Consider the following 24,322-nt stretch of genomic DNA (forward strand, 5'->3'; position numbering starts at 1 on the left):
ATATGCTAAAATCATGGTGAAAAACATGTAACCGCTTACCTAAATTCAAAGAAAAGTATGGAAAATACAGCAAAACCCATTGGGGAAATACAGTAAAACCGTGTTTGTCCGCGTGGGAGGGGCATGTTTGGGATTTCAACAAGAATAACGAAATATCATTGTTATTTGAAGGAGGGGGAATATTTTTCCTTGCGGAAAACCGGCTTCAGGTTTTGCGGGGAAGCTGTAAGATATAAAATATGTAACCGGTAACATATATAACCGCTAATATAGTTTGGATTATTAAAAAAGGGGGTAGAGGCTGATATGACAATATCTGATATTGCAAAACTGGCAGGTGTTTCTGTTGCAACGGTTTCACGTGTGCTGAACAACAAAGGCTATGTAAAGGAAGAGACCAGACAGAAGATAGAGAATCTGATCCAGGAGAATGGTTACCGTCCCAATGCTGTGGCAAGAAGCCTGACCCGCAGCAATACATCCATGATCGCCGTGATCATGTCCAACAGGCTCAATCCGTTTTTCGCCAATGTCCTGGATGCCATAGAATCCCGGGCCGAGCAGCAGGGATACAGCATCCTGTTTTATAACACCTCGGAGGACAGGGACAAGGAGTGTAAAGCCATTGCCCAGGCCATTGAGCACCGTGTCATGGGGATCCTGCTTCTGCCCGTTCTGGATCCGGACGAGCGGACGGAGGAGCTGCTTGCAGGAGCGGAGGATTCGGGGATACCGGTGGTGCTCATTGACAGGGATTTACATAATAGTGATCTGGATATCGTACTCATTGATAATAAGAAGGTAGTGTACGAGGGAGTCAAACTCCTGATCGAATCAGGCCACAGAAAGATCGGGATCGTCACCTGTCCCGAAGTGGTGAAAAAAGGAAAGACAAGGCTGGACGGTTATGTCCAGTGCCTGAAGGATTACGGCATGGAGATGGAGGATGAATATATTTATCCCGGGGATTTTGATGAGAAGAGCGGATATCAGGCATGTGAAAATCTGCTGGGACTTCCCGATCCTCCCACAGCGGTGCTGGTCACCTGCAGTTCCGCCACCCTGGGCTGCATCCGGTATCTGAATGAGCACAGCCTGCAGATGGGAAGGGATATAGGATTGGTGGGATTTGATGACATTTCCCTTCTGGGCACCCTTGGATATGAAATTACAGTGATGGACAGGCCCATGAAGGAGATGGGGGAGATCGCATACGACCTTCTCACAGAACGCATGGCAAGTCCCGACACAAAAAGGCGCCGCAGGGAGATCCTGCTGCAGACCCGGCTGATCATCCGCGGCAGTGAGAAGCTGCAGGATGTGCAGGCCGTCTCATAGGAGGAATATTTATGACACAGGGAATCGAAGAGATCATCAAAGGAATTTTGGCAGATCCAAAGCTGACGTACCCTCAGAGGCTGACCGCCCTGGCCGGAGCGGCTGAGAACACGCCGGATCCCGTGCCTCTTAGCAGGGAGGCCCAGTGGTTTGCGGACAGGGATATTGTGTTTGATATGGGAGAGGGAAATGCACCGTACCGTCCCAGATATGTGCTCCCTGACTATGATACGTTTATGAGGCAGGGAAGCAGGTTCCTGATGCTGGATCCGCCCGGGGATATATGGGATGCGGTGTCAAATCTGCTGATCCTTTACCGCCATGTGCCCTCGGTGATCGCGGGGCCTGTGTACATCGGCCATATCGACAGGCTTCTGGATCCCTTTGTAAAGGATGAGGAGGAGGCGCGCCATGCCATCAGGATCTTCCTGACCCATGTGGACCGCACCATCAGCGATTCCTTCTGCCACGCGGACATAGGGCCTTATGACACAAAGGCTGGCAGGATCATCCTGGAGCTGTCGGCACAGATGCAGCGCCCGGTTCCCAATATGTCCCTGATCTACAATGAGCATACCACGGATGAATTTGCCTGCAAGGCCATTGAAACCGGCCTGGTTACGGCAAAGCCCAGCTTTGTGAACGATGCCATGTACACAGCGGACTGGGGGAGGGAATATGCCATTGTGAGCTGCTATAACGCCCTGCCCATCGGGGGCGGGGGGCTGACCCTTGGACGGCTGAACATGAAGAAGCTGGGGGACGTGGCTGAGAGCAGGGAACATTTCCTGGACCACCTGCTTCCGGCCGCAGTGGCAGCGCAGTGTGAGCAGATGGATAAAAGGGATACATATATTTTGGAGCAGGGAAGATTCCTGGAAAATACCTTCCTTTGCTCCGAGGGATTGATCCACAGGGATAAGTTTGTGGGCATGTTCGGAATGGTAGGCCTGGCGGAGTGTGTGAACACGGTGCTGAAGCTTGAAAAACCGGAGGAACGGTATGGGCATGGCAGGGAAGCGCAGGAATTTGCCCTTTTGATCCTGGACCGGATGCATGAGCAGATCAAAGCATATAAGCCCAAGTACGGACGCTTTGAAATGCATGGACAGGTGGGGATCGCAACAGATACTGGGGTCACCCCCAATACCAGGATACCTGTGGGGGAGGAGCCGCCTCTCCATGACCAGCTTTTATTCACGGCCCTGACCCAGAAGCATTTTGCGGCAGGGATTGGGGAGCTGTTTCCCTTTGAGGAGACAGCCAAGAAGAACCCTATGGCGGTACTGGACATTATCAAGGGGGCTTTTGGGGAGGGAATGCGCTATTTCTCCTTTTACTCCAGCAGTTCGGATGTGGTGCGTGTCACCGGTTATCTGGTAAAGCGCTCGGATATAGAGCGGTTTGACGCAGGAGAGGCCTGCCTTGGCAATTCCACGGTGCTGGGAAGCGGAGCCAGCAGGGGACTTCACATTTTTGAGCGGAGCGTGAGACAGGTACCGCAGGAAAAAGACTAACAGAAAGCCGGGTATACGATATGGGAAAGAAGATTTTATACAGCTGCGACACGGGGATCGATGACGCCCTGGCTATTGCTTACCTTTTGGCACAAAAGGAGTGTGAGGTAGTGGGCATCACTGTCTCATACGGCATGGGACATGTGGGAAATGTGTACAGGAATACAAAAGCCGTGCTGAAACTGTTTGACAGGGAGGATATTCCGGTGGCGATGGGAAGCGACACCCCTTTAAGCGGAATCCCCAATGACTACAGCGGAGGAAGCCGGTTCCACGGGTGCGAGGGCCTTGGAGGGATTCTGGGACCCAGCTCTCCTGAGGATTATGCGGGGGCGAAACCGGAGGAGGCCACCGACTTTATCCTTCGGATGATAAGGACATACGGGAAGGAACTGTACTGGGTCACAAGCGGCCCCCTGACGGATATTGCCAGGGTGCTGGATAAGGACCGGGAAACAGCTGAAAAGGCAGGGGCTGTCTATATCATGGGAGGGGCCATTGCTTCCCCCGGGAATACGGGTCCATACACGGAGGCGCTGGTGGAGGCAAACGTCAGGCTGGATATCCCGGCCACGGCCCAGGTACTGGATTCCAAGCTGCCGGTGGTGCTGGTGGGACTGGATGTGACCAGAAAGACGCTGTTAAGCTTTGAAGACCATGAGCGCTGGCATCAGATCGGCACCAGGAGCGCCCTGTTCCTTTACGAGGCCCTGAAACACTATCTGGGAGCATATGAGAAGTTCCACCCATACCTGGGAGGCTGCGGGCTTCACGATCCCCTGGCAGCAGTGGCAGCCGTCCATCCGGAGATCCTGACCACCATACCCATGCACATGATGTGCTTTACCCAGGGGCCCCAGGCAGGGAAAACAACAGAGAATGTGCTGCGGTGCAATGACAGGGATTATGAGATGAAGGCGGCCGTGTTTGTGGATGTGGATGCATTTTCAAAGGAGTTTTTTGGAAGAGTGGAGGAACTGCTCCGGGAACATTAAGGTGCGGAATGTGAAAGTGACGGAACATTAAGGTGACGAAACAATAAAGCAGACAGATGGAGGTGCATATGGACCGTATCTATGTGGCGGGGTTTGACGTGTTTTATCCGGACTGGAAAGGAAAACGGTATTTTGAGTACCAGGAACTGTGCAGGAAGTATGACTTCGAGATGCAGGCGCAGAAGGCTGCCCCCAATGAGGGGAGGACCCTTGGGGAGAAGGTTTTCCTGAAGAATATCCACTATATTGACAGCAGCGATTACGTGGTTGCCAACCTGAATCCCTTCAGGGGCAGGGAGCCGGACAGCGGAACCTGTTTTGAGATCGGATATGCCTATGCCCTTGGGAAAAAGATATACGGCTATCTGGAGGATGGCCGGACCATGATGGAGAAGACCGGGGCCGGGACAGATGAGCAGGGTTTTACGGTGGAGGATTTTGACATGCCGGTGAACCTGATGCTGGGATGCAGCATGACGGTCATTCCGGGAGACCTGGAGCATTGCCTGGAGCAGATCCGGGAGCGGGAGCAGGCGGAAAGGAGAGTCTGATGGGACATTTGCTGGAAGTAAAGGATGTAACAAAGATCTATGAAGGCGGCGTGCTGGCCAACCACAATGTGAACTTTACAGTGGATGAGGGTGAGATCCATGCACTGGTGGGGGAGAACGGAGCAGGCAAGAGCACGCTGATGAAAATGCTGTACGGTCTGGAGGGCATTACCTCAGGCCACATCTACTTAAACGGCAAGGAGCTGAAGCTGCAGTCCAGCAAGGAGGCCATTGAACACGGAATCGGTATGGTGCACCAGCATTTTATGCTGGTGGATTCCCTGACAGGGGCGGAGAACATGATGCTGGGGCTGGAAAAGACCGGTTTTGTGTCCAACAAAAAACGGGACATCCTGATCACGGACGAGGTGGCCCAAAAATATAATTTTGAAATTGACGCATCCAGGAGAGTCAGGGACATGAGCGTTGGAATGAAGCAGAAGCTGGAGATCCTTAAGATCCTCTACCGCAGTGCCAAGCTGATCATCCTGGATGAGCCCACGGCCGTGCTCACACCCCAGGAAACAGAGGAGCTGTTTGAGCGGCTGATGGAGCTTAAGGAGCGGGGGATGACCATTATCTTCATATCCCACAAGCTGAATGAAGTGAAGCGCATCAGCGACAGGATCACTGTTTTAAAGGGCGGCGTCACCAAGGGGACGTATCTTACAAAGGATGTGTCCGAGGAGGATATCTCCAACCTGATGGTGGGAAGGGAAATCTCCTTTGAGTATGATAAGGCCCGGGTGGAGGCAGGGGAAGTGGTGCTGAAGGCCCAGAACCTTACGTACGTGGACAAGTTTAAGATCCCCAAGCTTTCCGGGGTAAGCATGGAGGTAAGGAAAGGCGAGATCGTAGGTATTGCAGGTGTTGAGGGAAATGGGCAGAGTGAGCTGATCTCCATTATCACAGGCAACATGCGGGCCCTGGAGGGAAGGATCTTCCTCAATGGACAGGATATTACCAATGAATCCGTTACCAATATCCGAAAGATCGGCATGTCCCATGTGCCTGAGGACCGTATGATCGAGGGCTGTGCTCCTGAGATGAGCCTGCAGGAAAACCTGATCGTATCCAACATTGACACCTTTGCCAATAAGTTCGGCATGGTGGAGAATGCCAAGGTAAAGGAACACTGCAGGGAGCAGATCCATGAGTTCATGGTCAAGGCAAAGGATGAAAACCAGTCCATCGGCAGCCTTTCAGGAGGCAATATCCAGAAAGCCATTGTGGCCAGGGAGTTTATGGCGCCAAGCGACCTGCTTGTGTTAAACCAGCCCACCAGGGGCGTGGACGTGGGGGCGATTTCCTTTATCCATTCAAAAATCCTTGAGATGAGGAGCCATAACAAAGCCATCCTGCTGTCTTCAGCGGATCTGAATGAGCTGATCTCACTCAGCGACCGTATCCTTGTGATGCACAAGGGGAAGATCGTGGGAGCCCTTAGCAACACGCCGAAGGTGACCGAGCAGGAGCTGGGGCTTTATATGCTGGGTCTTAAAAAACAGGAAGGGTTGGGATAAATCATGGAGAATAAGAATCAGAATAAAAAGCCATTTGATATCATGGATTATTTCAGTGTCATGCGGATCGCGGCAGCTCTGCTGCTCTCCATCCTCCTTGTCTTTGTCATCATCTTTTTTGTCAGCCAGACACCTGGGCTGGCTATCCAAAAGCTGATGCTGGGACCCCTGGAGACCAAGAGAAGCTTCTTTAATGTTGTGGTAAGGGCCATTCCTCTGGTATTCACCGGTCTGGGGCTGACCCTGTGCTTAAAGAGCGGTATTTTCAATATCAGTTCAGACGCATCCTTTTACATGGGCGCAGTTGTTGCCACCGCCATTGCCATTGCATGCCCCCTTCCAAACGGCCTGCACCAGCTGGCGCTGATCCTGGCGGCAGCCGTGGTGGGCGGTGTGATCTCCATGCTGCCTGTCATTGTAAATAAGTACACCAAGGTAAACCCGGTGGTGCTGGCCATTATGGCCAATTCCATTTTCTATTATTTCGGGCTGTCCATTATCAGTTCCTTTTTCCTGGAGAAAAGCGGAAGCTGGGGAAGCTACAAGTTTCCGGACCACGCAAAGCTGGGGACCATGATCAAGGGGACCACCCTGCACTACGGTTTTGTCATTGTCATTGCGGTGACCCTGTTTGTGATCTTCCTGATGAACAAGACCTCCTTTGGATACAAGGTGCGGGTGACGGGAAGCAATCCGGCCTTTGCAAAGGCTTCAGGCATTAAGACCGGGTTTGTGATCCTGATGGCCCAGTTTATCGGCGGAGCCATTGCCGGCATGGGAGGGGCCATTGAGATCGTGGGAGTGTACAAGCGTTTCCAGTGGCAGTCCCAGACCGCTTACGTGTGGGACGGACTTCTGATCTATATGCTTGCCAACGGCAACCCCACCTTTATTCCACTGACTGCATTCTTTATCGCATACCTGAGAGTGGGTGCGGAAATCATGTCCAGGTCAACGGATCTGGATCCGGAGATCGTGACATTTTTACAGGGGATCATCATCCTTCTGGTTGCATCCCAGAGATTCCTGTACTTTTTGAAGCAGCGCCATGACCAGAAGATGTCCCTTAAACAGGCAGAAGCAGAAGAAGGAGGTGCAGCAGCATGATGGAGTTCTTTTTATCACCCACATTCTGGAAAACAGTGCTGGCAAGTACAACACCGGTTATGCTTGCAACCCTTGCAGCTAATATGATGACAAAATCAGGGATATTCAACCTGGCCATTGAGGGAACCATGCTGATCTGCGCGCTCACAGGCGTGATTGCCAGCGCCTTTACGCAGAACCTGTGGGTCGGCTGCCTGACGGCCGTGGTCATGGGAGTGTTCATCTCGTTTGTATTCGGCTATTTTGCCCTGGTCATGAAAGGGGCCATGAATGCCTGCGGCGTTGCCGTGAACCTGATCGCAACCGGCGTGACCGTGTTTGTGCTGGTTATGCTCACGGGCAGCAAGGCCAACTCCAGCGCGCTGAAAAGCCTTACCTTCCCGGTTGTGAACATACCGGTCATAAAGGATATACCGGTCCTGGGAACCATATTTTCCGGACAAAACCTTGTGACCTACATAGCGTGGGGGATCGTGGCGGTGACCGCATGGATGCTCTATAAGACAAAACTGGGCATCAATATCCGGGCCGTGGGAGAGAATCCGGCAGCGGCAAAGGCAGCTGGGCTCAGCGTGCTAAAGCACCAGTTTGCAGCCCTTGCCATCTGTGGGATATCCTGTGCCTTTGGAGGCATGTATCTTTCCATGGGCGCTCTTAAATCATTTACAACAGGAATGGTGGCGGGCAGGGGTTACATGTCCCTTGCAATGGATGCCATGAGCCAGGGCAATCCCATTGTGGGGTGTTTAAGCTCTTTGCTTTACGGATTTTCCGATACCATCACCGTTTACCTGCAGCTTTACAGCAAGATCGACCTGAAACTCATTGAAGCGTTCCCATATCTGTTTATCATCCTGGTGCTGGTCATTATCCAGTCCATCCGGAAAATGGTAGCGCGCAGAAAAGAAAAGCTTGCAAGCCTGGAGCAATTACGCTCCCAACAGGCAGCATGATAAACAGTGTACTCTCATAGTCTCCTGAGACTTGGGGAATACACAATAACAAAGAGGAGGACAATAAAAAATGGCACAGGAATATTATGATCCATGGTCAAACACAAGAACAAAAAATGGTCTGGAGGCGGATCTGGTCATCTCTGCAATGCAAAAGTGCATCAGAAGGGCGGAGGAGGAAACGGCCCTGCGCATGGCATATGAGCTTTACATCACATCCACATTCCATGAGGAGAAAATGTGGAACCGTCTGCTGGTGATCTCTGTGGAGGATGTGGGCTTTGGGGATACCCAGGCGCCTGTTTTTGTAAAGACCATGTACGACCTTCACAAGGAATACCCATATATGGACGGGGACAGGCCTATTTTCTTCATGCATGCGATCCGCTATATGTGCAGATGCCAAAAAGAGCGCTCAACAGACCATATCAAGAATATCATCATGAGGGAATTTGAGGCCGGATATGTTCCTGAGATCCCGGAATATGCAGTCGACATGCATACCATTAAGGGAAGGGCAATGGGAAGGGACGTCTTCTATTTCCTGGATGAGGCCAGCAAGGTACAGCCGCTCTGGGATGAGTATGATGATTCCTACCGTTTAAAGCTTTATGAAATGTGTAAAAAAGAAGCAGAACAGAAAAAGGAGGACAAGTAATGATGAAGAACTGGAAAAGGATTGCAGCACTGGCAATGTCAGCCGTAATGGCGGGCGCAATGCTCACAGGCTGTGGCGGAGGAGGCAAAACCACAGAGGCGGCCAAGGGCAATGAGCCAAAGGCAGAAGCCGGCGCACAGGCGGGTAAGGATGCAGGTGAAGCAGCTAACAGCGGCGAGAAAAAGCAGGTATATGTGTTCATCCGCGACAGGGGCGACTTGTCCTACTGGGACAGCATGGCAGCAGGCGGCGACCGCGCCGTGGCAGATTACGTAGACAGGGCGGACGTGCATGTGGTGGAGACAACGGCTGACCTTCAGGCAAACCTGCAGGCCATGTATGAAGCCGCTGATAAAGGTGCTGACCTGATCATCACTGCTTCCGACTTTAAGGACAACCTGGTGGAGGTTGCCAATGAGTATCCTGACATTGCCTTTACCATTATCAGTGAGGATGTGATCGACCAGTGTGAGAACAACAATGCATACGGCGTGGACTTTGCCACAAGCCAGGCAGCGTTCCTGGGCGGTATTGCTGCGGCTGATGTTGCAGCCAACGGCGCAGAGGGCATGGATCCCACCAATGTGATCGGCTTTATCGGCGGCATGGACGAGTCCCTGGTCATCCAGGAATTCCTGTGGGGTTATATCCAGGGCGCCCAGTACTACAACCCTGACATCAAGATCGTATACAACTATGTAGGCGCATGGAATGATCCCGACACAGCCAAGACCCAAGCCATGACCCAGTACAACGATGCAGGTGCGGACGTGATCTTTGCGTGTGCAGGCGGATCCGGCAACGGCGTCCACAATGCGGCGGAGGAGGCCCAGAAGTTCGTGATCGGCGTGGACAGCGACCAGTCCCAGCTTTATGAGGATGACAAGGCGATCCAGGAGAAGTTCCTGACCTCTGTTGTGAAGGAAGTGGGCAATGCTGTTTACAACGTGATCGGGGAATACCTGGACAACGGCACTCTGCCATATGGAGAGTATGAGGTCCTTGGACTGTCTGACGGCGCTGTAGGCATTGTGGAAGGCGACCAGTTAAACGGAGCACTGTCCGATGAGGGCAAAGCGAAGTTAGAGGAAGCAAAGGCCGGAATCGCGGATGGCTCCATTGAAGTTAAGAGCGCCATCGGCAAGGGACAGGATGAGGTAAAGGCATTTATTAATGAGAATTGCCAGTAAGGGAAGAAAAGGCAGCTGATTGGAATGCTGGAAGATTGGAAAAAAGAAAGATAAGATAAAAAAGAGGTAAACCGCGCGATGGCCCCAAAGCACAGAAGAGTTTGTGCCTTGGGGCTATCGTGTGGTTTGCCTCTTTATTTCATTTCTTATTGTGAGTTAAATAAGGAAGATATCACTTCCGCCAATGCATCAGCCAGTTCCTGATGCCCCTCTCTTGTCAGATGCATAAAGTCATAATGGTTCTGTTCCGTTACCACGGTATTGGCGTCCAGATAATGGCACCCCATCTGGGATGCTATCCCTTCAAATTCTTGGGCCAGGCCTTCTGATTTCTCAGCGCAGCCCATACCCATGGTCTTGCCAACCTGGGTGGCCTCATAGCGCTTGTCAATGGACTTGGGCGTGACCACCAGGATGTTGGCCCTGCCTGTTCTCCAGGCGTCAAAAGTGGAAGCAGCCTTGGCAATCAGGCGCTTTAGGCCCAGGGCAATGCACGCGGCGGAGGCGCCGAAACGCTCCTTTGTATCATTGGTCCCCAGCATGATGACCAGCAGGTCCACCGGCTCGTGGCTCATGAGACAGGGATAGATGTAGTCCAGGCCGGACAGCCCCTCGTGGATGGGGTCTGAAAAGCAGGTGGTCCGTCCGGACAGCCCTTCCTCTATGATCAGATAATTATCCCCCAGCTGTTTCTGCAAAAGGCAGGTCCAGCGCTCCTGCTCATCATAGCGGCCGTCATCCGAAGCGCGGTAGCCGTGGGTGTTGGAATCGCCGAAGCATACAATATGTCTTTTTTTCATCAGCGCGCCTCCTGGATCTACAGGTCCTTTGTATCTTTAACAGCCTGCCTGATGTCATGGTACAGGGCCGCCAGCTGTGGATCGTCAAGGGCCACGGGCAGGAATGGAAGCCGTGGGTCACCCATGGGACAGCCGTCCAGGGAAATGATCCCCTTTACAGCACCGTGCATGGATGCAAAGGAGCAGAGACGGTAGATCAGAGGCGTCACCAGGTTCTGTACCATCTGTGCCTTCTCCCATTCGCCCCGGTTAACCAGATCGTCCATCTTTAAATATAATTCAGGCATAGCGCCGTAGGTGCCGCCGATCCCTGCGTCAGCGCCCATGAGACGGCCCGCGATAAACTGCTCGTCCGGTCCGTTGAATACAAGGAAATCCTTTCCGCCGGCCAGCTTAAAGCGCAGGATGTCCTGGGCCGGGTCGGAAGAGCATTTGATGCCGGCTACTTTTTCATTCTCCAGCATACGCCTGAACAGGTCCATGGAAAGGTTAAAGCCTGTGAGCTGGGGGATGTTATAGATGAAAAATGGGAGATCCGCTGCCTCTGTGATCCTGGTCCAGTGCTGGAACACGCTTTCTTCGCCCATGCGGTAGTATACACATGGAACAGCAGAGGTGGCATTGGCGCCGGCTTTTTCTGCGTGCCTTGCCAGTTCTTCGGAATGCCTGGTATCCGGGCAGCCCACGTGAACAATGATGTTCATCCTTCCGGCCGCTTCCTCCACCACGGTTTCCGTCACCGCCATCCGCTCCTGCGTATCCAGCAGAAAGCCTTCCCCCGTACTTCCGCACACGTACATCTGCCGTATCCCCTTGTTGTAAAAATAATTGACCACGGCCCTGACAGCCTTTAGATCCACACTGCCGTCCGGCTGAAAGGGAGTGTTAAGAGCAACGGTGACCTGTTTGAATTTGTTGACATCATACTTTGACATAATATTTCCCCGCCTTTTATAAAAGATTCATTGGTGCCCTTGTCTACCGAGGGTATCATAGTTGAATCATACCATTGAGAAGACAAAAAATCAATAAAAAGCAGAAACTTTTTTTTGTTTATATTTTATGTTGAAAAATTTTTTTATACATGCTATAGTTGAGTTAATATAGAAAAAATGCATAAAAAAAAGCGGGAGGAGAACAAATATGTGTGAAAGTGTGCTGGAACAAATCAAAGGAGGCCTGATTGTTTCCTGCCAGGCATTAAAAGAGGAACCGCTTTACAGTTCCTATATCATGTCGCGGATGGCATATGCAGCCATGCTGGGCGGGGCGGTTGGGATCCGGGCCAATACGGTTGTGGATATTGAGGAAATAAAAAAGACAGTGGATCTCCCTATTATCGGAATCATCAAGGAAGTATATGGAGACTGTGACGTATACATCACACCAACGATGAAGGAGATCGATGCCCTTGCCGCCTGTGGAGTGGAGATCATTGCCACAGACGCGACCTGCAGGCAGCGCCCGGATGGCCGGACATTGGAAGAATTTTTCATTGAGGTACGGGAGAAATACCCCGACCAGCTGTTTATGGCTGACTGCTCAAACTATGAGGAGGGGATCCGTGCGGCGGAGATTGGCTTTGATCTGATCGGCACCACTATGAATGGATATACCAGTTATACGCTGGGAGCACAGCTGCCTAATATCGATCTGATGAAACGCCTGGTGAAAGACTGCGGCAAACCGGTGATCGCAGAGGGCGGGATCTGGCTTCCGGAGCAGTTAAAGGCCGCCCTGGACGCAGGGGTGCTGGCAGCAGTTATCGGAGGAGCCATCACCAGGCCCATGGAGATCACAAAGAGGTTTGTGTCCGCCATCCGCTAGGCAGGGATTTATTTTATGACAGGATTTAAGACAGAGGATTTAAGACAGAGGATTTAAGACAGACAGGAGGTTACTATGCAAGGAGACTTTTTGATAAAAGTAAGGGCGGTATATAATCAGTTTACAAAAGCGGAAAAGAAAGTGGCGGATTATATCCTGCAGCATCCCAAGGATGTGCTGTTTATGTCCATCACGGACCTGGCCGAGGCCTGTGATGTGGGGGACACCAGTGTGTTCCGTTTCTGTAAGACCATGAATCTGAAGGGGTATCAGGAGTTTAAGATGATGTTGTCCCTGAGCCTTCACGAGGGGGACGGCAAGGACATGGAGCGGCTTGCCGGCAATATCAGCCTGGAGGACTCTTTTGAGGAACTGTCGCAAAAGGTGCTCAATACTAATATCAATGCCCTGACTGAGACATTTTCCCTTCTGAATACGGAGCATTTCCTGAAAGCCATCGACTATCTTGGACAGGCGGACAGAATCTGCTTTTTCGGGGTGGGCGCCAGTCTTCTGACCGCCCTTAAGGCAACCAATAAGTTCCTTCGCATCGAGCCCAAGGTGTATTGTATGCAGGATTCCCACATGCAGGCCATGGTGGCGTCCATGATGAAAAAGGAGGATGTGGCGGTCCTGTTTTCCTATTCCGGCGCCACCAAGGATACCATTCATGTGGCGGAGGTGGCAAAAAAGGCAGGGGCGAAGATCATCTGCGTTACCAGATTTGTAAAATCACCTTTGACCTCCTACGCGGACCTGGTGCTTTTGTGCGGGGCAAATGAGGGACCGCTTCAGGGCGGCTCCACCTCTGCGGAGATCAGCCAGCTGTTTTTGATCGACTTAATGTACTCAGAATATTACAGGCGTTATTTTGATGTTTGTAGTAAAAATAACGAAAAAACTTCGGCCTCTGTCCTGGAAAAACTTTGCTAGGTGGAAAAACTGTCGAATAAAATAGAAAAAAATATTTTTTTTTATAATTTATTGACAAAATTATTTTTCTTATATATAATGAGTTTATCAAATATTTCAAGGAGGAGAAATCATGAAAAAAGTTTTATCTCTTGGTTTGGCAACAGCATTAGCGGTTGGAGCCCTGTCTGGCTGTGGCGGGGGCAAACCGGCAGAGACCACTGCAGCGCCTGCAGCAGCGCAGACTACCGCAGCGGGGGCGGACGCTGAGACAACAGCAGGATCTGCTTCGGAAGTGACGGAGATCACCTGGTGGGCATTCCCCACATTTGGTGTGGATACCGGTTATGAGCAGGAGGTGGTTGACGCATTTAACGCCGCTCATTCCGACATAAAGGTTAAGGTTGAGTACATAGACTTTACATCCGGACCGGATAAACTGACGGCAGCCCTTACCTCAGGCACTGCACCTGATATCCTTTTTGACGCCCCGGGCCGTATTATTGAGTTTGGCGAGGCGGGATACCTGGTTTCCCTGGATGATATACTGGGTGACCTTAAGAGCGACCTTACCAGCCAGTCACTTGTGGAAACCTGCGTGGGCGCGGACGGCACAGCCTGGATGTATCCGATTTCTTCCTCTCCATTCTATATGGGTCTGAACAAGGAAGCGCTGGAGAAAGCAGATGCGCTTCAGTACGTGAACCTGGAAGGGGACCGTACCTGGACAACGGAAAACTTTGTTAAGATGTGTGAAGCCCTTCGGGATGCAGCTCCCACTCAGGTTCCGGGTATTGTATACTGCGGCGGACAGGGCGGCGACCAGGGCACCCGCGCACTGGTGAACAACTTATACGGTTCTTCCATCGTGGGTTCTGACGGAACGTGGAACATTGACGCAAACGGTGTTAAGGCCCTTACACTTTTAAAGGAAATGTACGATAACAAGTCCATTGACGCTGGATTTGATATGGCTGCTGCTGATGAACTGCAGAAGTTCCAGCAGGAGACCTGCGCCATGACCTTCTGCTTTGGCACATCCGCAGAGATCACCTACGCATCTGAAGATTATACCCAGATCGCAGTGCCATTCCCATCTGAGGACGGCAAGCCTTCTCTGGAATACCTGGTAAACGGTTTCTGTGTATTTGATAATAAGTCAGATGCCCGCGCAGCCGCATCCAAAGAGTTTATTAAATTTATCTGTGACGATCCTGAATGGGGACCAAAGAGCGTGGTTAAGACCAATGCATTCCCGGTCCGCACCTCCTTTGGCGATTTATATCCCGGAGACGAGCACAAAGCTATGCTGGCTTCCTGGAGCCAGTACTATGGCCCTTATTACAACACACGCGCCGGATTTGCCGCTATGCGTCCTCTGTGGTTCAACATGCTGCAGCAGGTATTTAACGGTACCGACCCACAGGCGGCAGCAGATGAGTTTAACGCATCTGCAAACAGCAACTAACTGAAATATACCATGGACTCCCTTCCTCTGCCGGGTGCGGGGGGAGGGAGTCTGCTTTCATAACATGTTTGGATGGGATGTTTCCTGCATCCGTTCAGAACGGATATTTTGAACCAATCTTTAGAGAGGAATGAAAGAATATGGAAAAAACAACTGTTTCCAAGCAAAAGGAGAGAAGGCCCGGGAAGGAAAAGGCGCCGGCGCGCAGCATGGTCCTTCAGCGTAGGGAGACCATGGTCTCATATCTGTTCCTGCTTCCGGCATTGTGTTTCTTTGTGGGGTTTGTCATCACTCCTATGGCAATGGGTGTTATTACCAGCTTTACCAACGCCAGCTTTGCGGATCCCAAAGGAACGTTCGTGGGTTTGGAGAATTACATCCGTCTTTTTAAGGATAAGATATTCCTGAAATCGGCTGTCAACACCGTGATCATTGTGGCAGTCTCAGTTCCCGCCGTTACCGCATTCTCCCTATGGGTAGGCTCCGCTATCTACAGAATGCGTTCCGGTATCCGTTCATTTTTTCGCTGCGTCTTTTACCTGCCGGTAGTCACCGGTTCGGTAGCGGTTGTTGTGGTCTGGAAGTGGATGTTTGACAAATATGACGGTCTTCTCAATTATGTGATCAGGAGTTTTGGGGGCCAGCCTCTTCCCTGGACCGCCAGCGAATCCATGGCTTTGTGGTGTATCATCCTGATCCTGTTCACTACCTCCATTGGCCAGCCCATTGTCCTCTATGTAGCTGCCCTGGGCAATGTGGACAGTTCCCTGGAGGAGGCTGCCAAGGTTGACGGCGCCAACAGCTTCCAGGTATTCTGGCGCATCAAGTGGCCATCCATCATGCCCACCACGCTGTATGTTGCCGTCATCACTACCATCAACAGCTTCCAGTGCTTTGCCCTGATCCAGCTGCTGACTTCAGGCGGGCCTAATTACAGCACCAGCACGGTTATGTACCTATTATATGAGATTGCGTTCAAGACAACCAAGGAGTTTGGCTATGCCGATGCAATGGGTGTCGTCCTGGCAATCGTGATCGCCCTGTTCAGCGCCCTGCAGTTTAAGGTCATGAACGGCGGAACAACAGAATAGGAGGACAAAACATATGACAGGCAAAAAGAAAATATTATCTCCTTATTATGTGGTCACGGTTATCATCCTTGTGTTCCTGGCTGTATTTTTCCTCTTTCCCCTTTATTGGATCGTCACCGGATCTGTAAAGGAAAAGAGCGATATCATCATCAAGTCGGGTGAGATGGTCAAATGGATCCCCACCACTGTTTCCTGGGACAACTTTGCAAGGCTGTTTAAGAGCAAGACAGAACTGTTTGGCATAGGTATGCCCATGGCGATCCGGTGGCTGTTCAACAGCGTGTTTATCTCGGCGACAGCCATGATACTTACCTGTATCACCGCATCCCTGGCAGGCTATGTCCTGGCAAAGAAACGCTTCTGGGGTAAAAGACTGATATTCAGCCTTTTTGTGTGCGCCATGGCGCTTCCCAAACAGGTTATCCTTATTCCATTGATGAAGGAAATGTCGGATCTGGGATTGATCCACTCCGTGTGGGGCTCCATGTTTGCAGTGATCTGTCCCGTGGTGGGCTGGCCCTTTGGCGTGTTCATGATGAAACAGTTTTCTGAAAATATCCCTGTTTCCCTGCTGGAAGCTGCCCGTATTGACGGCGCCGGTGAACTGACAACCTTTATCAATGTGGCGTTCCCCATCATCAGACCGGGATTCGGCGCCCTGGCGATCTTTACCTTTATCAATTCCTGGAACGAGTATCCTCTGCAGCTGGTCATGCTGACCCAGAATGAGTCCAAGACCATTGCCCTGGGTATTGCCAGCAAGCTGAGCGAGATGTCCAATGACTTTGGGCTTATTATGGCAGGAGCTGCCCTGGCTTCTGTTCCTATCATTATTGTGTTCCTTTGCTTCCAGAAGTATTTCACCCAGGGCATTACCATGGGTGCTGTTAAGGGATAAGAGCAGAGCCCGGCCCTTGGCGGCCCGGCACTTGAAGCATGAGATGGTTCGTGATAGAATACCATTAGGTTCTATTTTACATGTGGAGAGGAGAACGGATCATCATGGAAAATTTTGAGTTTTTTATACCCACCCGGGTGATATTTGGAAAGGAAACCCATTTGCAAGTGGGAAAAATTGTAAAAGAATATGGTTTTCACAGGGTATTGGTGCATTTTGGCGGAGCCAGTGCCAAAAAGACAGGGCTTTTGGATGCGGTCCTGGACGCCCTTAAAGCAGAGGGGATCGGCTGTGTGACCCTGGGCGGAGTGCAGGCCAACCCTACGTTATCCATGGTAAGGCAGGGGATCGAACTGTGCCTTAAGGAACATGTGGACTTTGTGCTGGCAGTGGGAGGCGGAAGCGTGATCGATTCGGCCAAGTGTATTGCGGACGGAGCAGGCAATCCGGGAGTGGATGTGTGGAGCTACTTCCGCCATGAGGCGGTTCCACGTACAGCGCTGCCTGTGGGCACCATCCTTACCCTTTCGGCTTCCGGCAGTGAGATGAGCGCGTCCTGCGTGATCACTAATGAGGAAAACGGATTTAAAAGAGGCTTTAACAGTCCTACCCACCGCCCCCTGTTTTCTATCTGCAACCCTGAGCTGACGTACAGCGTAAGCAGATATCAGACCGGCTGCGGCACGGTGGATATTATGATGCACACCCTGGAGCGGTACTTTACCCGGACCAGGGACACCATGCTTACGGACCGCATTGCGGAGGGAATCCTGAAGTCCACCATTGAGGCGGGAAGGATCGCGGACAGGGAGCCGGACAATTATGAGGCGCGTGCGACCCTTATGTGGGCGGGAAGCCTTTCACACAACGGACTGACCAGCGCGGGCAGAAGCTTTCTGATGCAGGTGCATCAGATGGAGCATGAACTTTCCGGCATGTATCCGCAGATCGCCCACGGCGCGGGCCTTTCTGCCCTGTGGCCGTCCTGGGCAAGATATGTGTGTTCCCATGATGTGAGCCGGTTTGCCAGGTATGGGGTGAATGTGTGGAATATTGACATGGATTTTGAAAACCCCATGAACACGGCTCTGGCCGGAATACAGGCCACCGAGGATTTCTACAAGAGCCTGGGCATGCCCGTGACCTTAAAGGAACTGGGCGTGGAGCGGGACCGTATTGAGGAGATGGCTGAAAAGTGCACCAATATGGGCCAGCGCAAATTGTCAGGAATTGTTGAACTGGGCAAGGAAGAAATGATAGAGATCTATGGCATGGCCATGGGGGAATAAAAAACAGAGAAGAAATGAACATACGGGCCAGCGGTTGATGAGAACCGCTGGCCCGTATGTTCATACAGGGCAGAAATCATTTCACCACAAACCGCTCCGGCATATGGATCATCTGCCCTGCAATGATCACATCAGGGTCTGTAATGGTATCACGGTTGCATTCATATATTTCCCGCCAAAGGGATGGGTCGTGGTACCACAGGTTTGCCAAGCTGGAAAGGCAGTCTCCTTTCCGGACCATGTATTCGTGTCCCCATCCGTCACTGTTGACTTGGTAATAGGCGGGCTGCCGGTCCATGAAGAAGTGGGTGCCCAAAGGCATGGTATGTTCCACCCCGTCTTTATCCAGAACGCGGAAATACAGGGTTACTTTTATGGTTTTTCCCTTCCCTTTATAGGCTTTGTATTTGTCAGGAAGCAGGGAGAACCAGCGGTCCGGCTCCGCATCGGGATTGGCCCGGTATACGGATGCGGGAGCTCCGTTCACGGCCTCCACGGAGGAGATGGCCATGGGCTCAATAGAAGCGCCCTCGATCCGTTCTGTTTTTCCATCCATCTCCATTTCGCTGAAATAGGAGACATCCGTGTCCAGGCTGAAGTAGGTGTATTGAAAAGCAGAATCCCAGTGATTCACCGGATCGTGCATGAACTGGTCGGAATATGCGTTTTGCTCATGGGACCAGTGGATCCCTCCGCTAAAATTAACCCCCTGGTCTGAGGTACTGAATTCAATATCCGTGGGCGGATACAGGACAGGATTGCCCTTGCTGTCGCTCACTCCTTCCATCAGCCCCACGGGGCCGGAGGTCTCCGCCCGGGATTCTGCCTGAAAAAAGAGAGCGGAACAAAGGCAGATGGAACCAAATAATAGGAGGGCAGAAAATATCACCCTTCCTGTCCTGCTCATTGATCTTGTCATTCCGGTCCTCCTTTTCTTATACGGCGGCTTTTCAGATGGCAGTGCGGCCGCTCCTTAGAGAGATATGATCTCCCTGTCCTCAGGCACCAGCAGATTGCCGTGATAGTACTCCCTGCCTTCCTCTGTGTACAGTGCTTTGCGCTGGGCCAGCTGTTTGTCCTCCGTGTGCCACAGCACAAGGTTTGGGATGTTCAGCTCCCCGGCCAGTTCACAGGCCTCCTTGACAGTGCTGTGGTGCTTTTCATAGGGGGCAAATATTTCGCGGTCCCGGTACAGGCAGAATGCCTCGTGGAGAAGCCAGTCACTTCCCTCCACATAGGCGCGGCAGTCGGGATTGTATGGTTCATCTCCAGCACAGGTGAATTTAAGCCTGTTCTTTAAGGTGGTGGTAAAACCAAACTGCTTGGCTTTGGTGGAAAGGATGTCAAAAAATGTCACGTCATAATCCAGGATATGGACGGTTTCCCCGTCCTCCACAGGAACCAGGAAGATGCGGCTTCCGATCATCTTATAAAATTTGCCCTGCATGGTCAGGCGGCAGATGGTGGAAATGGTTTCCACCAGGTCCTGGTGGCAGTAGATCTGCAGTTCGCCCTCGTAGGCGCTCTTTCTCATAGCGGTTGCAATCATTCTCACCATCCATACGATTCCCAGGATATGATCCGTGTGTTCATGGGTCACAAAGATGTTGTGGATATGGCATATGTCTACATCCATATCCTCCAGAATACGCAGGATGCCGTTGCCGCCGCCCGCATCCACCATAAAGTATTCATCCCCGTCCCTGAGGGCGAAACAGGTGTTATAGCAATGGGTTGCCTGGGCATTTCCTGTTCCAAACACATATAAATTTTCCATATATTTCCGTCTCCTTAGAAAAAATTTTAGATAATCTTAATCAATATTAACTCTTTGTTCAGCTGGAAAAACTTTTCATTTACTTAAGAATATGTTACTATAACTTTAAACAAAATGCAATTGTGATTGGGGAGAATATGACAATGAGGGATTTGGCATATCTGCGGCTTCTGGCAAAGGAATACCCCACGGTTAAGGCGGCGACCAGTGAAATCGTCAATCTCATGGCAATCTGCAGCCTTCCAAAGGGAACGGAATACTTTTTCAGCGATCTCCATGGGGAATATGAAGCGTTCATTCATCTTTTGCGCTCATCCTCCGGTATTACCAGAGAGAAGATCAAAGACACCTTCGGCCACCTGATACCTGAGGATGAACAGGTGCAGCTGGCAAATCTGATCTACTATCCTGAGCGGAATCTGGGCAGAATGATAAAGCAGGGACATTTTACGGAGGATTGGCAGAAAATTACCATCTACCGGCTGGTGCAGAGCTGCAAGGAGGTATCCTCCAAGTACACCCGCTCCAAGGTGCGAAAGAAGATGCCCAGGGAGTTTGCCTACATTATTGATGAGCTGCTCCATGTGGATTACAATGATGACAACAAAAAGCTGTACTACAATGAGATCATCCACTCCATCATTGACAACAACATTGCGGACAAGTTCATCATAGCGCTGTGCCATTTGATCCAGAACCTGACCATTGATAACCTTCATATTATAGGGGATATCTATGACAGGGGGCCGAGGGCAGACATTATCATGAATGAGCTGATGAATTTCCATGATGTGGATGTACAGTGGGGCAATCATGATATTTCCTGGATGGGGGCGGCAACCGGCAACCTGGCCTGTATCTGCAATGTGCTGCGCATTGCCATCAGCTATAACAGCTTTGATGTGCTGGAGGACGGGTACGGCATCAACCTTCGCCCCCTTTCCATGTTTGCGGCCAGGGTGTACCAGGATGACGCCTGCGTGCGGTTTATGCCCAAGATACTGGATGAGAATATCTATGATGCAGTGGACCCCGGCCTGGCTGCCAAGATGCATAAGGCCATTGCCATTATCCAGTTTAAAGTGGAGGGGGCCATGATGAAGCGCCATCCTGAGTACGGGATGGAGAACCGGGTCCTTCTTGACAATATTGATTTTGAACAGGGGACCGTGTCCATTGACGGAAGGCCATATCCCATGATGGATATGAACCTGCCCACTGTGAATCCGGGGAATCCGCTGGAGCTGACCAGGGGGGAAAAGGAACTTTTGCGCACCCTGCAGGCATCCTTTAAGCACAGCGATCTTCTGCACAAACACGTTAAATTCCTCTATTCCCACGGAGGTATGTATAAGTGCTACAACTCCAATCTTCTGTACCATGGCTGCATACCCATGAAAAAGGACGGAACCTTTGATACCATCACCATTGACGGAGTCGATTACAAGGGAAAGGCGCTGATGGATTATTTTGACCGGCAGATGCAGAACGCATATTTTATGCCTGAGGGGACTGCGGGGAAAGAGACTGCCATGGACCTGATGTGGTATCTCTGGTGCGGAGCCAAGTCACCGGTGTTCGGAAAGGACAAGATGACCACATTTGAGCACTATTTTGTGGAGGATAAGGCGACCCACAAGGAGGTCATGAATCCATATTACCAGCTGAGTGTGAAGGAAGAATTCTGCAACCGTTTATTGGAGGAATTTGGCCTTCCCGTGGAGGGATCCCATATCATCAACGGTCATGTGCCGGTGAAGTTAAAGGACGGGGAAAAGCCCATGAAGGCAGGCGGTAAGCTGTTTATCATTGACGGAGGGCTGTCCAAGGCATATCAGAGCACCACGGGGATCGCGGGATATACCCTGATCTATAATTCCCATCACCTGGCCCTGGCGGAGCACATGCCCTTTGACCCCAAAAAAGAGAGCACGCCTAAGGTATCGGTGGTGGAAAAGGTAAAAACCAGGGTCATGGTGGCGGACACGGATAAAGGCCGGGAATTAAAGGGGCAAATCGCTGATTTAAAAGAGCTGGTGGCGGCTTACAGAGAAGGTACCATAAAAGAAAGGGTTGAGTAATGAGTAAGTTAGAATTTTTACAGGGATTAAAAGCTGAGCTGGAAGGGCGTGTACCCCATTCCATCATACAGGAGAATCTGAGATATTATGATTCCTATATTACGGAGGAGGCTGCCAAAGGACATACCGAGGAGGAGGTCATTGAAGGGCTGGGCGGTCCCAAGATCATTGCCAGGACCATTGTGGATGCCGCTTTGGATACGGAAGACCGTCCGGACGGGTTTGACACTTACGGCTCAGGCGCTGCTTATGATGAGGGGACAGGGGGAGGATACACCCAGAGAGAGAGCCAGGATCCCTACCATAAGGACCCCAAATTCCACTATGTGGATTTCAGTAAATGGTACGTCAGGCTGATTGCAGGCCTGGTGGTATTCCTTTTTATTCTCCTGATCATGACCGTGTTCTTTGGGATCATGGGCCTGGCAGGCTGGATCCTGTCCTATATCTGGCCCATACTCCTGGTTATGATGGTGGTGTGGATGTTCAGGGGACCCCGCAGATAAGGGGCTGTTCTGGAAAAAGGACAGCCCTGGCAGAGATATCCTGCTTTAATAATATCCTCTTATAGTTGACAAATATGTAAAATAATTATATACTTTATTTTAACAAATGTAATAATTACGTAACATATTGTAATCGAAATAAAAGGATATAAGGCAGGAAACAGGTTTGAATAAACGTGATTTTTGGAACGGGTTACTGAAGATATCGGGAGTTCTGTGCCTGGTGGCAGGTCTGTCCATTGCATGTCCCCAGGACAGCCAGGCAGCTGCAAGGCAGGCAGAGGTTAAGACGCGGTCATCCTATGTGGTGAAGATTGAAGCCCCGGCCGTGGATGTATATACATACGCAAGCGAGCGTTCAGAAAAGCAGGGCCAGGTCATGAGAGGCCAGACCTACGAGGCGCTGTCCGGCGCCGGCCAGGGATGGGTAAAGATCCGCACCGGAGGACGGGAAGGGTATATCCGGACCACGGGCAATGCATCCGTGGTGGAAAAGGCCCATGAAACCGTTGATGAGAACGTTAAAAAGCGCCGTCAGGTAGTGGAATATGCCATGCAGTTTGTGGGAGGCAGATATGTGTACGGCGGAGTTGACCCCAACCGTGGGGTGGACTGCTCCGGTTTTACGCGGTATGTGCTGTCCAATTCAGCTTCCATCGCCCTGCCCCATTCTTCCAAGGGACAGTCTTCCTATGGGAAGCAGGTGACCGTGGAGGAGATGCAGCCCGGGGATCTGTTGTTCTACAGCGGCTCAGGCGGTATCAACCATGTGGCCTTGTATATAGGAGATGGCAAGATCGTCCACGCCTCCACTGAAAAGACGGGAATTAAAACATCCCCATACGATTACCGGGAGCCGGTTAAGATCGTCAGCCTGCTGTCTTAGGACAGCAGGTTTTTTGCTTTGCAGAGACGCGCTTCTAATCCGCCTGATATGTTATATCTTGCACTGAAATTGTTAAAAATGATATTTAAATTATTAAAAATGTCTAAAGATGTTGACGAAATATGAAAATGTGATATAATAAATTCGTAATGAATGTAACACTTATGTAACAAATCAAGAACAGGGTTGCATTCACCATTAAAACAGGATGGGAGATTTCCTTTTAATGAAACGTATGTTAAGTCAACTTTTAAGAACAGGCGCTGTGTGCGGAATGCTGATGGTAATGAATCCGTTTACATCCCTGGCAGCCATCGGACCAGGATTTACAGCAGGTACATATGTAGCGACCATTACATCAGAGAGTGTGAATATCAACAAAAGCCAAGACAGCGAAGAAGTACTGATGACAGCCCAGGTAGGGAATACATACGAGGTATTAGAGGATTTAGGAAACGGATGGATGAAGATCCGTGTGAACGACACCGAAGGATATCTTCCGGTATCCGGTAATGCTACGGTAGAAGAGGTGGCGGCGGATGAGATGGCGGAAGTGCAGCAGGATGCACTGGAGTCTTCCAACAGTTACAAAAGGCAGCAGGTGGTTAATTATGCCATGCAGTTTGTAGGGGGAAGATACAGATACGGCGGCAGCGATCCCCGCACAGGTGTGGATTGTTCCGGATTTACAAGATACGTGCTCCAGAACTCCGCAGGCATCAGCATGAACCGCTCTTCCGGTGGACAAGCCCAGCAGGGTGTGGCCATTGGAGCCGACCAGATGCAGCCGGGAGATCTGCTGTTTTACGGCAGCACAAGGGGTATCAATCACGTGGCCATGTATATTGGAAACGGACAGATTGTACATGCTTCCACGGAGCGCACGGGTATTACCATATCTAACTGGAATTACAGGAATCCGGTTAAGATCATTAATGTGTTAGGATAGATTTTC

Annotated in this window: 23 protein-coding genes; 19 read left to right on the forward strand and 4 right to left on the reverse strand. The window is 51.0% G+C overall.

The window, feature by feature from the left end:
- Positions 1-306: 306 nt before the first annotated feature.
- From CLFS41_RS15185 to CLFS41_RS15225, 9 genes are all read left to right on the forward strand, one after another.
- The gene (locus CLFS41_RS15185; RefSeq protein ID WP_045092762.1) at positions 307-1,338 is read left to right on the forward strand and encodes a LacI family DNA-binding transcriptional regulator; all 1,032 of its coding nucleotides are present in this window, start codon (positions 307-309) and stop codon (positions 1,336-1,338) included.
- An 11-nt stretch (positions 1,339-1,349) separates the two neighbouring features.
- Positions 1,350-2,855: a YjjI family glycine radical enzyme gene (locus tag CLFS41_RS15190; RefSeq protein WP_045092763.1), complete on the forward strand. Its 1,506-nt coding sequence runs from the start codon at positions 1,350-1,352 to the stop codon at positions 2,853-2,855.
- Positions 2,856-2,875: 20 nt separating this feature from the next.
- A complete protein-coding gene (locus CLFS41_RS15195; RefSeq protein WP_045092764.1) occupies positions 2,876-3,850 on the forward strand; it encodes a nucleoside hydrolase in 975 nt (324 codons plus the stop codon).
- A 68-nt stretch (positions 3,851-3,918) separates the two neighbouring features.
- A complete protein-coding gene (locus CLFS41_RS15200) occupies positions 3,919-4,401 on the forward strand; it encodes a nucleoside 2-deoxyribosyltransferase (RefSeq protein ID WP_007861340.1) in 483 nt (160 codons plus the stop codon).
- The gene (locus tag CLFS41_RS15205) at positions 4,401-5,924 is read left to right on the forward strand and encodes an ABC transporter ATP-binding protein (protein WP_045092765.1); all 1,524 of its coding nucleotides are present in this window, start codon (positions 4,401-4,403) and stop codon (positions 5,922-5,924) included. The genes CLFS41_RS15200 and CLFS41_RS15205 overlap by 1 nt, the downstream gene beginning before the upstream one ends.
- A gap of 3 nt (positions 5,925-5,927) precedes the next feature.
- Positions 5,928-7,031 (forward strand): ABC transporter permease, encoded by a 1,104-nt coding sequence (locus tag CLFS41_RS15210; protein ID WP_007861338.1) that lies wholly within the window; start codon positions 5,928-5,930, stop codon positions 7,029-7,031.
- Positions 7,028-7,984, forward strand: coding sequence for an ABC transporter permease (locus tag CLFS41_RS15215; RefSeq protein ID WP_045092766.1), 957 nt, complete (start codon positions 7,028-7,030; stop codon positions 7,982-7,984). Before CLFS41_RS15210 ends, CLFS41_RS15215 begins: the two co-directional genes overlap by 4 nt.
- A gap of 70 nt (positions 7,985-8,054) precedes the next feature.
- Positions 8,055-8,642 carry a hypothetical protein gene (locus tag CLFS41_RS15220; RefSeq protein WP_007861336.1) on the forward strand — a complete coding sequence of 196 codons (588 nt, stop codon included), beginning with the start codon at positions 8,055-8,057 and terminating at the stop codon, positions 8,640-8,642.
- Positions 8,642-9,832, forward strand: coding sequence for a BMP family ABC transporter substrate-binding protein (locus CLFS41_RS15225; RefSeq protein WP_045092767.1), 1,191 nt, complete (start codon positions 8,642-8,644; stop codon positions 9,830-9,832). The genes CLFS41_RS15220 and CLFS41_RS15225 overlap by 1 nt, the downstream gene beginning before the upstream one ends.
- Positions 9,833-9,978: 146 nt before the next feature.
- On the opposite strand, the gene CLFS41_RS15230 is transcribed toward CLFS41_RS15225, so the two are convergent.
- Together CLFS41_RS15230 and CLFS41_RS15235 are read right to left on the reverse strand one after the other, a co-directional pair.
- Positions 9,979-10,632, reverse strand: a complete 654-nt coding sequence (locus CLFS41_RS15230; protein WP_045092768.1) for a GDSL-type esterase/lipase family protein — start codon at positions 10,630-10,632, stop codon at positions 9,979-9,981.
- Between the two features lie 17 nt (positions 10,633-10,649).
- Positions 10,650-11,567: a dihydrodipicolinate synthase family protein gene (locus CLFS41_RS15235; protein WP_007861332.1), complete on the reverse strand. Its 918-nt coding sequence runs from the start codon at positions 11,565-11,567 to the stop codon at positions 10,650-10,652.
- A 208-nt stretch (positions 11,568-11,775) separates the two neighbouring features.
- Here CLFS41_RS15235 and CLFS41_RS15240 point away from each other — a divergent pair, with 208 nt between their 5' ends.
- From CLFS41_RS15240 to CLFS41_RS15265, 6 genes are all read left to right on the forward strand, one after another.
- Positions 11,776-12,459: an N-acetylmannosamine-6-phosphate 2-epimerase gene (locus CLFS41_RS15240; RefSeq protein ID WP_007861330.1), complete on the forward strand. Its 684-nt coding sequence runs from the start codon at positions 11,776-11,778 to the stop codon at positions 12,457-12,459.
- 75 nt (positions 12,460-12,534) lie between these two features.
- A complete protein-coding gene (locus CLFS41_RS15245) occupies positions 12,535-13,392 on the forward strand; it encodes a MurR/RpiR family transcriptional regulator (protein WP_007861328.1) in 858 nt (285 codons plus the stop codon).
- Between the two features lie 112 nt (positions 13,393-13,504).
- Entirely contained in the window at positions 13,505-14,839 is a 1,335-nt protein-coding gene (locus tag CLFS41_RS15250; protein ID WP_007861319.1) for an extracellular solute-binding protein, read from the forward strand.
- A 140-nt stretch (positions 14,840-14,979) separates the two neighbouring features.
- Positions 14,980-15,930 carry a sugar ABC transporter permease gene (locus CLFS41_RS15255; RefSeq protein ID WP_007861314.1) on the forward strand — a complete coding sequence of 317 codons (951 nt, stop codon included), beginning with the start codon at positions 14,980-14,982 and terminating at the stop codon, positions 15,928-15,930.
- Positions 15,931-15,943: 13 nt separating this feature from the next.
- Positions 15,944-16,828, forward strand: a complete 885-nt coding sequence (locus tag CLFS41_RS15260; RefSeq protein WP_045092769.1) for a carbohydrate ABC transporter permease — start codon at positions 15,944-15,946, stop codon at positions 16,826-16,828.
- 104 nt (positions 16,829-16,932) lie between these two features.
- Positions 16,933-18,117, forward strand: coding sequence for an iron-containing alcohol dehydrogenase (locus CLFS41_RS15265; RefSeq protein ID WP_007861312.1), 1,185 nt, complete (start codon positions 16,933-16,935; stop codon positions 18,115-18,117).
- A gap of 76 nt (positions 18,118-18,193) precedes the next feature.
- On the opposite strand, the gene CLFS41_RS29040 is transcribed toward CLFS41_RS15265, so the two are convergent.
- Together CLFS41_RS29040 and CLFS41_RS15275 are read right to left on the reverse strand one after the other, a co-directional pair.
- Complete coding sequence (locus tag CLFS41_RS29040) at positions 18,194-19,036, reverse strand: LysM peptidoglycan-binding domain-containing protein (RefSeq protein WP_052665765.1); 843 nt, start codon at positions 19,034-19,036, stop codon at positions 18,194-18,196.
- Positions 19,037-19,090: 54 nt separating this feature from the next.
- Positions 19,091-19,894 (reverse strand): MBL fold metallo-hydrolase, encoded by an 804-nt coding sequence (locus CLFS41_RS15275; RefSeq protein WP_045092770.1) that lies wholly within the window; start codon positions 19,892-19,894, stop codon positions 19,091-19,093.
- A 143-nt stretch (positions 19,895-20,037) separates the two neighbouring features.
- Here CLFS41_RS15275 and CLFS41_RS15280 point away from each other — a divergent pair, with 143 nt between their 5' ends.
- The 4 genes from CLFS41_RS15280 (at position 20,038) to CLFS41_RS15295 (ending at position 24,316) form a co-directional block, all read left to right on the forward strand.
- Positions 20,038-21,975 carry a fructose-bisphosphatase class III gene (locus CLFS41_RS15280; protein ID WP_007861309.1) on the forward strand — a complete coding sequence of 646 codons (1,938 nt, stop codon included), beginning with the start codon at positions 20,038-20,040 and terminating at the stop codon, positions 21,973-21,975.
- The gene (locus CLFS41_RS15285) at positions 21,975-22,481 is read left to right on the forward strand and encodes a DUF1700 domain-containing protein (protein ID WP_007861308.1); all 507 of its coding nucleotides are present in this window, start codon (positions 21,975-21,977) and stop codon (positions 22,479-22,481) included. The genes CLFS41_RS15280 and CLFS41_RS15285 overlap by 1 nt, the downstream gene beginning before the upstream one ends.
- Before the next feature lie 166 nt (positions 22,482-22,647).
- Positions 22,648-23,367, forward strand: coding sequence for an NlpC/P60 family protein (locus CLFS41_RS15290; RefSeq protein WP_007861307.1), 720 nt, complete (start codon positions 22,648-22,650; stop codon positions 23,365-23,367).
- 226 nt (positions 23,368-23,593) lie between these two features.
- Positions 23,594-24,316 (forward strand): NlpC/P60 family protein, encoded by a 723-nt coding sequence (locus tag CLFS41_RS15295; RefSeq protein ID WP_007861305.1) that lies wholly within the window; start codon positions 23,594-23,596, stop codon positions 24,314-24,316.
- The last annotated feature ends 6 nt before the right edge of the window (positions 24,317-24,322 follow it).

Source organism: Clostridium sp. FS41 (assembly GCF_000954015.1).
GTDB lineage: Bacteria > Bacillota > Clostridia > Lachnospirales > Lachnospiraceae > Enterocloster > Enterocloster citroniae.

Bases quoted from the DNA above. Each gene is read 5' to 3' on its own strand.
- CLFS41_RS15210 (WP_007861338.1), top strand. From the start codon at position 5,928: ATGGAGAATAAGAATCAGAATAAAAAGCCATTTGATATCATGGATTAT.
- CLFS41_RS29040 (WP_052665765.1), bottom strand. From the start codon at position 19,036: ATGACAAGATCAATGAGCAGGACAGGAAGGGTGATATTTTCTGCCCTC.
- CLFS41_RS15240 (WP_007861330.1), top strand. From the start codon at position 11,776: ATGTGTGAAAGTGTGCTGGAACAAATCAAAGGAGGCCTGATTGTTTCC.
- CLFS41_RS15285 (WP_007861308.1), top strand. From the start codon at position 21,975: ATGAGTAAGTTAGAATTTTTACAGGGATTAAAAGCTGAGCTGGAAGGG.
- CLFS41_RS15185 (WP_045092762.1), top strand. From the start codon at position 307: ATGACAATATCTGATATTGCAAAACTGGCAGGTGTTTCTGTTGCAACG.
- CLFS41_RS15245 (WP_007861328.1), top strand. From the start codon at position 12,535: ATGCAAGGAGACTTTTTGATAAAAGTAAGGGCGGTATATAATCAGTTT.
- CLFS41_RS15255 (WP_007861314.1), top strand. From the start codon at position 14,980: ATGGAAAAAACAACTGTTTCCAAGCAAAAGGAGAGAAGGCCCGGGAAG.
- CLFS41_RS15265 (WP_007861312.1), top strand. From the start codon at position 16,933: ATGGAAAATTTTGAGTTTTTTATACCCACCCGGGTGATATTTGGAAAG.
- CLFS41_RS15205 (WP_045092765.1), top strand. From the start codon at position 4,401: ATGGGACATTTGCTGGAAGTAAAGGATGTAACAAAGATCTATGAAGGC.
- CLFS41_RS15190 (WP_045092763.1), top strand. From the start codon at position 1,350: ATGACACAGGGAATCGAAGAGATCATCAAAGGAATTTTGGCAGATCCA.
- CLFS41_RS15280 (WP_007861309.1), top strand. From the start codon at position 20,038: ATGAGGGATTTGGCATATCTGCGGCTTCTGGCAAAGGAATACCCCACG.
- CLFS41_RS15200 (WP_007861340.1), top strand. From the start codon at position 3,919: ATGGACCGTATCTATGTGGCGGGGTTTGACGTGTTTTATCCGGACTGG.
- CLFS41_RS15275 (WP_045092770.1), bottom strand. From the start codon at position 19,894: ATGGAAAATTTATATGTGTTTGGAACAGGAAATGCCCAGGCAACCCAT.
- CLFS41_RS15235 (WP_007861332.1), bottom strand. From the start codon at position 11,567: ATGTCAAAGTATGATGTCAACAAATTCAAACAGGTCACCGTTGCTCTT.
- CLFS41_RS15260 (WP_045092769.1), top strand. From the start codon at position 15,944: ATGACAGGCAAAAAGAAAATATTATCTCCTTATTATGTGGTCACGGTT.
- CLFS41_RS15220 (WP_007861336.1), top strand. From the start codon at position 8,055: ATGGCACAGGAATATTATGATCCATGGTCAAACACAAGAACAAAAAAT.
- CLFS41_RS15250 (WP_007861319.1), top strand. From the start codon at position 13,505: ATGAAAAAAGTTTTATCTCTTGGTTTGGCAACAGCATTAGCGGTTGGA.
- CLFS41_RS15215 (WP_045092766.1), top strand. From the start codon at position 7,028: ATGATGGAGTTCTTTTTATCACCCACATTCTGGAAAACAGTGCTGGCA.
- CLFS41_RS15225 (WP_045092767.1), top strand. From the start codon at position 8,642: ATGATGAAGAACTGGAAAAGGATTGCAGCACTGGCAATGTCAGCCGTA.
- CLFS41_RS15230 (WP_045092768.1), bottom strand. From the start codon at position 10,632: ATGAAAAAAAGACATATTGTATGCTTCGGCGATTCCAACACCCACGGC.
- CLFS41_RS15195 (WP_045092764.1), top strand. From the start codon at position 2,876: ATGGGAAAGAAGATTTTATACAGCTGCGACACGGGGATCGATGACGCC.
- CLFS41_RS15295 (WP_007861305.1), top strand. From the start codon at position 23,594: ATGAAACGTATGTTAAGTCAACTTTTAAGAACAGGCGCTGTGTGCGGA.